This window comes from Cytobacillus sp. FSL R5-0377 (genome assembly GCF_038004385.1).
Taxonomy (GTDB): domain Bacteria; phylum Bacillota; class Bacilli; order Bacillales; family Cytobacillaceae; genus Cytobacillus.
The window spans coordinates 840,473-853,275 of record NZ_JBBORA010000001.1 but is presented as its reverse complement, the minus strand read 5'-3'; the positions used below and the strand labels follow the sequence as shown (position 1 = coordinate 853,275).

Sequence of the window (12,803 nt, the reverse complement as noted above, 5' to 3'; positions counted from 1 at the left end):
TCATTCCCTGCATAAAAATAGAATGGAAAAAAACTATAAAATTTATAAAAATTAATGTGACTGATGTCCTTCCCTTTTGGTATTGTTAGGTTAAAAGAAAAAGGACTAAGAGGGCATAGTAATGTGGAAGGCATCTTTATTTATTTTTTTTATATTTACTGGAATTATTTCATGTATGATGCTGTGGCAGTGGCAGACTTATTCTGATCGCGCAAATTCACTGGAAAGTTCCGAGGCGATTACACAGGAACTAACAGTTGAAACGCATCTGAAAGAACTAAAAATCACCCAAAAGTTATACGGGCTTATGGCCCGTAAAGAATATAGACTTGATATCCCCGACACTCTATATAACTGGAATTGCAAAGATGGGAACGGAAAACCCTGTGATTCAGCAGACGAAATTCTTTATACATTTTTTTCTGGCGATGGTCAAATGATATTTGAATATACTGTACCGATAAATGAAAGAAGTAAGGCACTTTTATTAACTGATTGGTTTGTAAAAATCCCGGGTCTAAAGGCTGAGGGCTTGTCCATATCCATTTCGGATTCTATCAAAAGAGAGGGTTCATGGGCTGCAGGAATCAGGCTGAAAGCCAAAAAGAAATTAGATCATATCGATTATTATTTTTTCGAGGGCTCTGGAGAAATTCCATCCCTTTACTGGCAAGGGGAACCGCTATTGAAGACATCAATAAACAATATAGATGCATTCACAGCAGATAGTCAGGAGGCAAGCCTGGATTTTAAGAAACTAAATGATCTAGGGAAATTTCCATTTATGTCAATCATCCTTACCAATCTTTATCCAGAATATAGGGATGAACATATCCTGATTGCATCTCCTCATATTAAAACCAACGAACTGGAGAAAAAGCTTATTGCTTTGCAGCTTCACAGATTGTTTGCAGGTGATACTCCTGCCTGGATTATTGATGCTTTGACAGCAGGCGTATTAGATGCAAAACCTGAGTCAGCAAAAGCGGCAAAAGCCCTGAAGGAATTGCAGGGGGAGCTGACTGAAGATGAACAAAAGGATTTTCTTATAAATGTATTTCAGGTGGAATCTCTAAATGCGGAAAAGCTAGACAAGCTTTTAGGCAATGCTAAAGGACTGCACACCCAATTTTTCACCATGAATATCATAAGCGGAGGACAGCTTGTTCCACTGTATTTTCAGGATGACAAAAAGCTCTTGGTGTCAGGTGCTGATATGGGAAGCATTAATTTAATTTATAGGGATGGCTTAATTTTTCTTCCTTTTGCAGAAACGATGCAGGCATTGGGATATGATGTCAAGTTCTTATCCGGCGAAGATACGATCCTTTTGTCAAAAGGGAATAACAGTTATCGGTTTTATTTGGAAAAAAATGTTTTCATCTATAATGAAGAGGATTATGGATTGCTTATTAATCCGCTAACCAGGCAAAACGGAACTGTATGGATGGAGATCCAATGGTTAAAAAAACTCTTCAGAGTGACGGCTGAAGAAAAAGATGGCGGAATTCACCTGAATCCGTATTAGGACTAAATGAATACAAAATAAAAAGCCCTGCAGTTAACTGCAGGGTCCTTCTATATCCTTTTCAGGATAGAAGGCAAAGGGAGAGGAGAAACCGGAGGAAGAACTTATGGGGAAACGTAAGTCTTCTCCGCGGTTGGCAACAACATCCTTGAATAGATGCTGTTAACTACATTATTTCCACAATCCTCATGGATATACACTTAATACTATATTTTTTTCCAGATCATGATTTCGCTTTCAAGTTGCCGGTTGGCTACAAATTGTAAGGTATGGTAGGATAGGATAGAAAAAAACAGTTTTCCAATCTCAGCAGTCTGGGAAATTGAAATATTGCAGGTTAGTGGTGATCGAATGCGAGTGGTATCGGGAACTAGAAAAGGGAAAATATTAAAAGCTGTTCCGGGCAGCTCAACCCGTCCGACTACTGATAAAGTAAAAGAAGCTATTTTTAATATAATAGGGCCTTATTTTGACGGCGGCCAAGGGCTTGATCTGTTTGCTGGCAGCGGCGGCCTTGGCATTGAAGCTCTGAGCAGAGGAGCGGACAAGGTCATTTTTGTGGATAGGGACGGAAAGGCCATTCATACTATTCATGAAAATATTCGTACTTGCGGATTTGAAGATAAAGCAGAAATATATCGAAATGATGCAGATCGTGCTCTCAAGGCTATATTAAAAAGAGATCTGGTTTTTGATTATATATTTCTCGATCCTCCATATCGCAAGCAGCAGCTGCTAAAGCTTCTCACGATAATTGATGAGAATAATCTGCTCTCGGATCAGGGGACGATTTTATGCGAACATGGATCAGATGTGGAGCTCCCTGAAACCGTTGGAAGACTGGTTCAGCAGAAACACGAAAATTATGGGATCATTTCTATCTCTATCTACAGCTGGGCTGAATAATACATACTTGGAATTGTAATGGAAAAAATACATAATAAGAACATGACAGGGGGATAACAATGGGAGGCATTGCGGTTTGTCCAGGCAGCTTCGATCCAATTACTTATGGTCATCTGGATATTATTAAGAGAGCGGCAAAGGTATTTGAACAGGTCTATGTAGTTGTATTGAATAATTCTTCTAAAAAACCTCTTTTTAGTGTAGAAGAAAGAATTCAGCTGATAGAAGAAGTAACAAAGGATCTAAATAATGTTAAAGTCGATTCTTTTCAGGGGCTGCTGATGGATTATGCACAGTCAGTTAATGCGAATGCAGTTATACGAGGCCTTCGTGCAGTTTCTGATTTTGAATATGAAATGCAGATCACGTCCATGAACAGAGTCTTGAATGATGAAGTGGAAACCTTTTTTATTATGACCAATAATCAATATTCGTTTTTAAGCTCAAGCATTGTGAAAGAAGTGGCAAAATATAACGGGGACATATCAGAACTGGTTCCTGATATTGTAGAAAAAGCTCTTAAGAACAAATTTCAATAATTTATCAGCAGGAGTGTCCTTACCCGCTGATTGTATGACTTAACAAAACGGGTGCCGGCTGGTACCCGTTTTGCTGCTACTTTTGATCCAAACGCCTGGCGAGCAGAAGAGTATAAACAAAAAGTGCAAGGATAGTGATAAGCGGTCCGGAAGAGATGATTCCATCCATTAATCTGCCGAGGAACGAATATTTCTCAAAGAATCCGACCGGAATGGCATTGGATGGCTGCTCTGTATTGTAATAGCGTTCATAAATTGGCTGCCAAAGAATAAATGCATAAAAGGCAGACGCAAAGCCATGAATAATTCTTGCGAAGAAGAAAGGCTTGAAATCAATATCAGTTTGTGCCAGGATGCTCGCTACCTGAGCCTGCACGCTGAATCCGCTGAAAGCGAGTATGAAACTCACAATGATGACCTGGTTCATTAGCGTTGCCTGCTCAACCTGGCTTGTCAGCTGGCTGCCAAGTGTTATTTCAAACAATCCTGAAATGAACGGGATACTTAATTCTATTGGCAGACTGAAAATTGACAGTACGGCTTCTATGCCTTTAGCCAAAAATGCTGTGATTCCAATATGAAATAAGAGTTTGTTAATAACAGAAAATAAAATGATAAATCCGCCTATCATTAGAAGCGTTTGGATGGATGACATGACTGCATCTCCCAGGAGCTTGCCAATCGGACGGTTATCCTTTATTCTTGTCCGATGAAGAGCTGATAATGCTGCCCGCAAAGATGGTTTCAATTTCCTTTTGCCATGCGAAGGGTGCTTGGAGTTCTTTCCATAAAACCTCATGAATAATCCGACTGTAATATTGCCGAGATAATGTGACAGGGCCAATATCATACCAAGCTTGGCGTTATTAAAAAAACCAACTGATACTGCACCAAATATAAACAATGGATTTGAACAATTTGTAAAGGAAACGAGGCGCTCTGCTTCTGTTTTTGTTAGCTGTCCTTCCTGCCGTAATCTTGCTGTCAATTTTGCCCCGGCGGGAAAGCCTGAAGCCATCCCCATTGCCCAAACAAACCCGCCAACTCCTGGTACTCTGAATAATGGCCTCATCAAAGGTTCAAGGAGTACTCCAATGAATTTTACTACACCAAAGCCGATCAGCATTTCTGATACTATGAAAAAGGGCAGCAATGAAGGGAAGACAATCTCCCACCACATATTTAATCCCCTGATGGATGCATCAACCGATTCCTGGGGAAATGAGATTAATGAGATGGCCATTAAGGTTACAGAGAGTGCAAGAGTAACCGTTTTTACTTTCGAACGAAACACGGACAAGCCTCCCTCAAGTTGTACTGACTGTGAAACGATAATAAACAATGGTAAAATAAAGAAGCATTTGCATCTATTTTTTCTCAGGCCTTTTCATTTTTTTTCGAGATACGGAACAATGGTATACGGTGATTGAGCCTGCGCTGTCAAGTCTTGTCCCCATATAACCCAATATACTCATAGAACTTTAAAATAGACCATAGAATTAAGTACAGGCATGTGAATTTTTAGCTGAGGATTTTTATTGTATGCTTCTTTTGGAAATAAAAAGAATAGAATAAGGGTAAGTTTTCGAATCGGTCATTGGCATATTAGGGGGGAGTCTTTTGCAGCGTCCGAAAATAGGTTTGGCACTTGGTTCGGGAGGAGCTCGTGGATTCGCCCACCTGGGTGCTATCAAGGTCTTGAAGGAATCCGGCATCCCGATTGACTATATAGCCGGCAGCAGCATGGGTGCGATGGTAGGCTGCTTTTATGGGGCAGGTCTGGATGTTGATCGTTTATATAAGCTTTCCAAAGCGTTTAAAAGGAAGTATTATTTAGATTTTACAGTCCCTAAAATGGGTTTTGTGGCAGGGAAACGAGTAAAGGAATTAATCCGTATATTTACTCATGGAAAAAACCTTGAGGACCTGGATATTCCAGTTAATGTTGTGGCCACAGATTTAATGACTGGAGAGAAAATAGTCTTTAATAGCGGTCCCATATCTGATGCTGTAAGGGCAAGCATATCCATCCCGGGTATATTTGTGCCTGAAAGATTAAATGGCCGGCTTTTAGTGGACGGAGGAGTAGTGGATAGGGTTCCTGTGTCAGTTGTTAAGGAAATGGGAGCTGATATCATAATCGCTATCGATGTTTCACATGTTAAAACAAATGCAGAAATCACCTCAATCTATGACGTAATCATGCAAAGTCTGGATATCATGCAGATGGAGCTTGTCAGTCACCGGGAAATTGCTTCAGATTTCATGATCAGGCCCAGGGTGGAAATGTATAGCTCACGAGCCTTTACAAATATTGAAGAAATCATCAAAATTGGCGAAGAGGAAGCAAAAAAGCATATTGACAGCATTCATCGTTACATAACTAAATGGAAGGAGCCTCCTGACTCATGAGAAGCAAATTTTATACCCGTTCCTTCTTGATTTTGGCAGTTATCCTTGTGGCCAGTTCATTTTATTATCTGCCTTATTATGTATCAAAGCCGGGTATGGCAAAAGAACTCGAGCCGATTATTGAAGTGGATAATGGCTATGAAGAACAAGGGAGCTTCATGCTGACCACCGTAAGAATGGGACGTGCGAATATATATGCCTATTTGGCTGCCAAATTCAGCAAGTATCAGGAACTGTATCCAGTGGAAGAGATTCGGGCTGAAAATGAAACAGATGAAGAGTATAATGTACGTCAGCTTCATCTTATGGCAACTTCCAAACTGGCTGCTATTGAATCAGCCTATAAAAAAGCGGGCCTGCCCATTCATTATCATTATAACGGGGTATATGTCCTTAATGTGCTGCCTGATATGCCCGCTGACGGCAAGCTGAAGGCAGGTGACCGCATCTTTAAAGTGGATGGAATGGAGTTCAAATCATCTGATGAATTTATCAGCACGGTTTCCAGGAAACAGGAGGGCAGTGAAATAACACTGACTTTTGAACGCCAGGATAAAACTATGAAAACCTCGATTCCTTTAAAAAAGCTTGAGGAAACCGGAAAGCCGGGAGTGGGGATTACTCTTGTCGACGATAAAGAAATAGAGGTAGACCCGGCTGTGAATATTAACAGTGAAGAAATTGGCGGTCCCTCTGCCGGACTGATGTTTTCGCTTGAAATTTACAATCAGCTAATAAAAGAAGATTTAACGGGAGGCTATAAAATAGCGGGTACCGGAACAATCAATTCTGAAGGGACAGTTGGCAGAATAGGCGGGATCGAGCAGAAAGTAGTCGCAGCAGACAAAGCGGGAGCAGATATTTTCCTTGCGCCTAATGAAAATGGGGCAGAAGACTCCAATTATAAAGCTGCTGCTGCGACAGCCAGGGATATCAAGAGCGATATGAAAATTGTTCCAGTGAATACTTTTGATGATGCAGTTAAATATTTAAGAAACCTGGATTAATAATGACTTCAACCGGCAGCAAAAAGCCAGCGGCAATCGAGAATTGCCGCTGGCTTTTCTATTTTATCCGGCTTTGTTTTTCTTTAGCAAATACACAAACAGGATCTAGTCAACGATAATAGGAGGCTGGTTAAATTCCTGCTGCATAAGACTGGTGTCCCCGGCAGACTGTAGACCCATTGCATATACCCTGGAGGCTTTGATATCCAAATGCAGCTGCTCTGCAGCCTGGGATGAAATTCTTGATATCAGCGGAAGCTTTAAGTTGGACTTATTCGTGTTTAAATACTTCCTGCCATTCCCGGACATTCCGAGAAGGCGAAGATATTCCGCTTTTTTTGGTCTATTGGGCATCTCTGTTTTTTCTGTATTGGTTAGGATATGTACACAAGCCCTCTGCAGCCTTGTCCAGGTGTATCTTTTTGTTTTAATTTTTTCCATGAACTGCTGAAAGCTTTCCGCCTGAATGGCTGCAGACAAAAACCTATTTTCCAGGCCTTCTTCCATTTCATACATGTATCTTAACTTTTCCGGCTGAAGCTGTACCAGGCGGAATTTTAATAGAGGCCAGTAATGTTCCCAATGATGAAAAGCACCAAACTCTTCTTTATATTGAAGCAAACCCTGATAAGTAGACCTCGGAACATATTGGCGAATCCCTTCAACTTCTCCATTCCCGGTAAAAAGAGCTTTTCTAATGCTTGTCGCACTTGCTATAGATTCGGAAGCAAATTGCTCATCATGATATCCTGCACTTTTTCTTTCAACTGTAAAAAGCTGCATAGAAGAATTTAGCCTGCAGGCTGAATTTAAATATTGAAAGCCAAGGATGTTATTTGGTTTTGAAAGGTCAACCATTTCCTCATCAGGGTTCAGATCAAGGAATGCCATGGATGTTGCTTTTGGATAGCTGACCCCCCCTGCCAGATGCACTTTAACTCTTTCCTGGTAGGGAGCACGGTGTTTTTTGAGAAATGACAGCGTTCGGTGAAAGCTTTCTATATTTCCGGATTCACTCCCAAAGCATAAGCTGCTGCATCCGGCTGCTTCCAGAATGGATACTGCTCCGCTTGCGAAAATATCTGCCTGCTGAACAGCAAACTGGTAGGGTAGCTCAAATACAATATCTGCACCTGCTTTTAGCGCCATTTCTGCACGTTTCCATTTTGAAACTAATGCAGGTTCTCCTCTCTGCAGAAAGTTGCCGCTCATGACTGCAATAATGGTTTCAGCACCTGAAATATTTTTGGCCTGCTCCAAATGGAAGGCATGGCCATTATGAAAAGGATTATATTCTACAATTACACCTGTAGCATTCATATTTGACATACTCCTCGAAAAGGTTTAAAAAGATATGTATTGGAAAAAGTATTAAAAGAAAAGTGGAAGCGCCTTGCCCAGTAAACTCTAAATCCCGCAAAAACTTTTTACTAAAGAAGCCTTCAATAGTATGATATTAGCTACATTATAGTGTAAAGAAAAAATATTGACAAATAATTATAGGAAGGCTATAATTACCTTTGTTGCCTTGGGGTGATTCGTATGAAATGGACTTTAAGTCAGTTACAAAAATATCGAAGCAAGGATTTTCCCATTGATGAAACTGTCAATGTTGATGAGGTCATGAAATTGAATCCGGAAATACGCGGTGCTTCACCAATGCATGTGACAGGCCGTGCGGATATCGATTCTGCCAAAGTGACTTTTCATTTAATTATAAAGGGTCATTTAATACTGCCTTGTTCTCGTACTTTAGTTGACGTAAATTATCCAATTAATGTTGAAACAACTGAAACTTTCCTTTTAAAAGGTCTTGATTATGAGACTGAAGAGGAGGTTCACCAAGTAAAAGGGGATGTGATTGATTTAAATCCGATCCTTCATGAAATCCTTTTACTCGAAGTCCCAATGCAAGTTTTCTGCGAAGACAGCAGTGAAGAGGGAGCTCCTCAATCCGGTAAGGATTGGGAGGTCATTCAGGAGCAGGATAAACAGGATAAAGTAGATCCTCGTCTTGCCGGACTTGCTCAATTTTTTGATCAGAATGATCCTTCTTCCGATTCATAACGGAAGAAAAACAAGAAGCACTTGAAGACACCAGCTTGCTCTGGCCTTCATAACTTTCTTAATGGGTTTGTCCAATTCCTCTGGACATCCTCTAATACTCTTTAAGGAGGTGGGAAGAATGGCTGTACCTTTTAGAAGAACATCTAAAACTGCGAAGAGAAAACGTCGTACCCATTTTAAATTACAGGTTCCTGGTATGGTGGAATGCCCAAACTGTGGTGAAATGAAACTTGCTCACCGCGTTTGCAAAGCTTGCGGAACTTACAAAGGAAAAGAAGTAGTTAACGACTAATCCTTTAGATACAAAGCACAAGAACATAGTTCTTGTGCTTTTGTCGTTTTTTAGGATGATTTAATCTTAATACCTGCAAGCCTATCTGAATTTTTGCTAATATTAAAAATAGTTTAATCAAAATTTAAGGAGGCAGCCATGAAACCTTACATAATTGAAGAATATGAGAATGGACTGTTGATTTTCAGGATTAACAGGCCTGAAAAAAGAAATGCCATAAATTATGAGGTTATGGATGGTCTGGAGGCCGCAATTGATATGGCTGGAAAGAAATCAATTAAGGCGCTTGGGATTACTGGGGAGGGAGAACAGGCTTTTTGCTCAGGAGGAGATCTATCTTCCTTTCATAGTTTAAAGACAGAAGATGAAGCCTTTGGAATGCTGAGCAGAATGGCTGTTCTTTTAAAAAAATTACTATTCTTACGAAAACCGACTATCGCCATACTGAATGGAACAGCTGTCGGCGGCGGCTGTGAGCTGGCGTCTGCCTGTGATTACCGGATTGCAAAAGCAGGGATAAAAGCCGGTTTCATCCAGGGAACTTTAGCCATAACTACCGGCTGGGGCGGAGGCTCCATCATTATGGAAAAGATGCTTCCTGCCAACGCCTTGAAAATGCTGATGGAAGCAAAATTATATACAGATGGAGAATTAACAGAATTAGGTTTCATTCACTCAGTCTTTCATGGTGACTCGCTTGATGCGTGCCAGAGCTTTCTGGAAAGAATACTTAGACTTGAGAGTGAGGTATTGGAAGCTTTTAAAGATCTTCTTGTAAAAAAATGGGAGAAGGGTAGCTTAGAAGAGAGAATTGATCAGGAAGTGCGCGGCTGTTCGGTTTTATGGGAAGATGAAGCACATCATGCTAAAGTTGACAGTTTCCTGAATAAGCCATAAGCATATTCATTGCGGGGTGAATAAAGTTTCATTTTATCATATGATATCAGTCTATCTTTTCTAGCATTGGCATATGTATAAAGAAAAACACTAGGAGGGATATACTGATGTCTTCAACCCGTCAGGATGCTTGGTCTCAAGATGAAGATTTACTGCTTGCAGAAGTTGTGCTCCGTCATATACGCGAAGGAGGAACTCAGCTTCAGGCATTTGAAGAAGTTGGCAAACAGTTAAACAGAACCGCGGCTGCCTGCGGATTTCGGTGGAATTCTTATGTTAGAAAACAATATAAATCAGGTATTGAATTGGCAAAAAAACAGAGAAAAGAAATGAAGAAAAACCCGCAGGCTGCTGAAAGAGAACAAGAACTTCGTGCAGTTCCTGAGGAAAGGCAGGAAAAAAGAAACGAAAACGCAATTCAGGCAATTAATAGGACAATCGAATTTGATGAATTAGTTGGTTTTCTGAAAGACTTATATGATAATGCTCAGAAACCCCAGCTTACGGAAGATCCTTATGACAAAAAACGCTTTCAGGAGCTGGAGAAGCAAATGTACTATCTGGCAGCGGAAAATGAAAAATTAATTAAAGAGTTAAACACGCTGGAACAGGATTACAAAGCACTGGTAGAGATTATGGAAAGTGCAAGAAAGCTTGTTGGGCTCAAGGATGGCAGCCGCCACAAAAACTTGAATTTTACTGTAAATCCCGAAATAAAGCCTCAAAAGGTTGAGAAATAGAAATTGAAAATAAAATAAAAAAATAAGCGGACAAAATTTGCCCGCTTATTTTTATGCTTAAGCTGCAGAAGATAGCTGCTTAATGAGTTTGTTCTTTAACACCAGCCGGGAACCAGGCAAGCGGATTCTCTCCCAGATCACGTTCCATATCATAATGAACGGGTTCAAATCCCATCTTCTCCCAGAAGGCTTTTGATTTCACGCGTGGATTTGTTTTAATAGGAAGTCCAAACCCTTTTGCGAATTCTACTAGTGATTGTCCATAGCCCTTGTTTTGATAGTCAGGCAAAACTTCAAGCTTCCATAGCTCTAAATAATCCTGTGCGGGTTCGAAATAGCGGTCGAATCTTGCGTCGATCTGGTAAAGGCTCATTCGTGCCACAAGTTTATCCCCGAAATAAATACCATAAAAAGGCGATTCACTGTCATTTTCGATAATATTAGCTTCAAGGTCTTCAAGCATGGAAAGTTCCTGCAGTCCATACTCTTTAAATTTCTTAAACTCTTCCAGAGTTTTATAATTTACTTTTAATTTCTCAACCTTATAGTTCATAAAATCTCCCCCTTAGCCATCGGTGTGTAGGAATTCTGCGGTTGTAAACGCTTTATAATCCCTTCCTTAAAGTCGGAAGGTTTCTTCTATGTCTATTATTATATAACAAGTAAACAAAAAATTCTGCACATATGAAAAACTTAATATATTTTTAGTTTTTTAATAAAAATCAGAAAGCGTTTACAAAAATAGCAGGAAATAAGCAGAAGTTTGTAGAAATATTTATTATTGCAGGATTAATACAAGTAGAAAGGGGTCCGATTGTGCGAAAAATTTTGATTGCCAACAGGGGAGAAATCGCTTTAAGAATCATAAAAACCTGCCGTGAAATGGAAATAGAAACCGTTGCTATATATTCTGATGCAGATAAAGACCTGCCATTTGTTAAAGAGGCTACATATGCTTTCCGTATTGGAGAACCGCCTGTTAATAAGTCTTATTTAAAAACAGATGCAATTCTTGAGATTGCTAAAAGGGAAAAGGCAGATGGAATTCATCCTGGATACGGATTTTTATCAGAAAACGCCGGCTTTGCAAGAGCTGTAATTGATGCGGGCATTGCCTTTATTGGACCAGATCCGGAAACTATTGAACTGATGGGGGATAAAATTGTATCCCGTAAAACCATGAAGGAAGCAGGAGTGCCGGTTGTCCCGGGAAGCGGAGAGGGAACTTCGACCCTGGAGGAAGCATGCAGACTTGCTGATGATATGGGGTATCCCGTCATGCTCAAGGCCAGCGGTGGAGGCGGAGGAATTGGAATGGTGTGCTGTGAAAATGAGCAAGCGCTCGCTAAATCCTATAACTCAACAAAGGCCCGTGCTAAAGCCTATTTTGGTTCTGATGAGGTTTTTGTAGAAAAGTATATTGAGAATGCCAGACATGTTGAAATACAGGTGTTTGGTGACCATCATGGGAATAACGTCCACTTATTTGAAAGAGATTGCTCTATTCAGAGGAGACATCAGAAGGTAGTGGAGGAATCACCTTCTCCTTTTCTTTCAGATGAAACAAAACAAAAGATGTATGATACGGCATTGACTGCTGCTAAAGCAGTTAATTATAAAAATGCCGGAACAATTGAATTTATTGTGGATGAACAGGAGAACTTTTATTTCCTTGAAATGAATACAAGGCTTCAGGTTGAGCATCCCGTAACTGAGCAAGTAACAGGGCTTGATCTTGTAAAGTGGCAGATCATCTCAGCAAGAGGGGAAGAGCTTCCGCTTGAACAGAACAGCATAGAGCAGCAGGGCCATTCGATTGAGTTTAGACTTTATGCCGAGGATCCTGTAAGCTTCCTGCCTTCTCCAGGCAATTTGTCTAAATTTGAATGGGCAGACAATCCAGGTGTACGGGTTGATTACGGGTATGCTTCAAATACTGCTGTCAGCCCATTTTATGATCCAATGATCGCAAAATGCATTATATTTGGGCAGTCAAGAGATGAAGCAATAAAGAATGCACGGCAATTCTTTGATGGGCTTAAGATTGAAGGTATTAAAACGAATGCCCCATTATTTAAGGAAATTTTAAAAGACGATGATTTCTGCAAAGGGAATTATTCTACATCATATCTATCTCAGAAGGCTTTTGCCGTTAACTAAAGGAGGAAATTACAATGAAAGAAATAACATCATCAATGGCAGGTACTGTATTAAATGTGTTAGTCGAAGCGGGCCAGGAGGTAAATGCTGGCCAGGAAGTGCTTATGCTTGAATCCATGAAAATGGAAATTCCGGTTGAAAGTGAAGCTGCTGGGAAAGTTGCCGAAGTAAAGGTAAGTATAGGAGATTTTGTGAACGAAGGCGATGTACTAATCGTATTTGAATAAGAAGGCAGGGATACAGTTATTCAGTGAG

General features: G+C 40.3%; 14 protein-coding genes. 11 read left to right on the top strand and 3 right to left on the bottom strand.

From position 1 onward, the window contains the following. Positions 1–121 precede the first annotated feature (121 nt). From NSQ49_RS04150 to coaD, 3 genes are all read left to right on the top strand, one after another. The gene (locus NSQ49_RS04150) at positions 122–1,528 is read left to right on the top strand and encodes a stalk domain-containing protein (protein WP_159862555.1); all 1,407 of its coding nucleotides are present in this window, start codon (positions 122–124) and stop codon (positions 1,526–1,528) included. Between the two features lie 351 nt (positions 1,529–1,879). Beyond that, on the top strand, positions 1,880–2,434 hold the full coding sequence (rsmD, locus tag NSQ49_RS04145; protein ID WP_159862556.1) for a 16S rRNA (guanine(966)-N(2))-methyltransferase RsmD: 555 nt from the start codon (positions 1,880–1,882) through the stop codon (positions 2,432–2,434). A gap of 59 nt (positions 2,435–2,493) precedes the next feature. Then, positions 2,494–2,973, top strand: coding sequence for a pantetheine-phosphate adenylyltransferase (coaD, locus tag NSQ49_RS04140; protein WP_159862557.1), 480 nt, complete (start codon positions 2,494–2,496; stop codon positions 2,971–2,973). A gap of 76 nt (positions 2,974–3,049) precedes the next feature. Here the strand turns inward: coaD and ylbJ are convergent, their stop codons facing one another. Next, positions 3,050–4,267 carry a sporulation integral membrane protein YlbJ gene (gene ylbJ / locus NSQ49_RS04135; RefSeq protein WP_159862558.1) on the bottom strand — a complete coding sequence of 406 codons (1,218 nt, stop codon included), beginning with the start codon at positions 4,265–4,267 and terminating at the stop codon, positions 3,050–3,052. Positions 4,268–4,593: 326 nt separating this feature from the next. Here ylbJ and NSQ49_RS04130 point away from each other — a divergent pair, with 326 nt between their 5' ends. Together NSQ49_RS04130 and NSQ49_RS04125 are read left to right on the top strand one after the other, a co-directional pair. After that, on the top strand, positions 4,594–5,385 hold the full coding sequence (locus tag NSQ49_RS04130; RefSeq protein WP_159862559.1) for a patatin-like phospholipase family protein: 792 nt from the start codon (positions 4,594–4,596) through the stop codon (positions 5,383–5,385). Beyond that, a complete protein-coding gene (locus NSQ49_RS04125) occupies positions 5,382–6,392 on the top strand; it encodes a SepM family pheromone-processing serine protease (RefSeq protein ID WP_159862560.1) in 1,011 nt (336 codons plus the stop codon). Before NSQ49_RS04130 ends, NSQ49_RS04125 begins: the two co-directional genes overlap by 4 nt. Before the next feature lie 105 nt (positions 6,393–6,497). On the opposite strand, the gene NSQ49_RS04120 is transcribed toward NSQ49_RS04125, so the two are convergent. Then, positions 6,498–7,712, bottom strand: coding sequence for a nucleotidyltransferase (locus NSQ49_RS04120; protein WP_251282776.1), 1,215 nt, complete (start codon positions 7,710–7,712; stop codon positions 6,498–6,500). A 222-nt stretch (positions 7,713–7,934) separates the two neighbouring features. Here NSQ49_RS04120 and NSQ49_RS04115 point away from each other — a divergent pair, with 222 nt between their 5' ends. The 4 genes from NSQ49_RS04115 to NSQ49_RS04100 all read left to right on the top strand — a co-directional run bounded on the left by NSQ49_RS04115 (position 7,935) and on the right by NSQ49_RS04100 (position 10,388). Continuing rightward, on the top strand, positions 7,935–8,459 hold the full coding sequence (locus NSQ49_RS04115; protein WP_159862562.1) for a YceD family protein: 525 nt from the start codon (positions 7,935–7,937) through the stop codon (positions 8,457–8,459). A gap of 118 nt (positions 8,460–8,577) precedes the next feature. Further along, positions 8,578–8,751, top strand: coding sequence for a 50S ribosomal protein L32 (gene rpmF, locus NSQ49_RS04110; protein ID WP_009791160.1), 174 nt, complete (start codon positions 8,578–8,580; stop codon positions 8,749–8,751). Between the two features lie 138 nt (positions 8,752–8,889). Then, complete coding sequence (locus NSQ49_RS04105; protein ID WP_159862564.1) at positions 8,890–9,648, top strand: enoyl-CoA hydratase/isomerase family protein; 759 nt, start codon at positions 8,890–8,892, stop codon at positions 9,646–9,648. 107 nt (positions 9,649–9,755) lie between these two features. Continuing rightward, positions 9,756–10,388 carry an RsfA family transcriptional regulator gene (locus NSQ49_RS04100; RefSeq protein WP_251282777.1) on the top strand — a complete coding sequence of 211 codons (633 nt, stop codon included), beginning with the start codon at positions 9,756–9,758 and terminating at the stop codon, positions 10,386–10,388. Positions 10,389–10,467: 79 nt separating this feature from the next. Here the strand turns inward: NSQ49_RS04100 and NSQ49_RS04095 are convergent, their stop codons facing one another. Continuing rightward, positions 10,468–10,941, bottom strand: coding sequence for an N-acetyltransferase (locus NSQ49_RS04095; RefSeq protein WP_159862566.1), 474 nt, complete (start codon positions 10,939–10,941; stop codon positions 10,468–10,470). 263 nt (positions 10,942–11,204) lie between these two features. Here NSQ49_RS04095 and NSQ49_RS04090 point away from each other — a divergent pair, with 263 nt between their 5' ends. Continuing rightward, the gene (locus tag NSQ49_RS04090) at positions 11,205–12,548 is read left to right on the top strand and encodes an acetyl-CoA carboxylase biotin carboxylase subunit (protein ID WP_159862567.1); all 1,344 of its coding nucleotides are present in this window, start codon (positions 11,205–11,207) and stop codon (positions 12,546–12,548) included. Positions 12,549–12,562: 14 nt separating this feature from the next. Then, positions 12,563–12,775, top strand: coding sequence for an acetyl-CoA carboxylase biotin carboxyl carrier protein subunit (locus NSQ49_RS04085; RefSeq protein ID WP_009330910.1), 213 nt, complete (start codon positions 12,563–12,565; stop codon positions 12,773–12,775). Positions 12,776–12,803 lie beyond the last annotated feature (28 nt).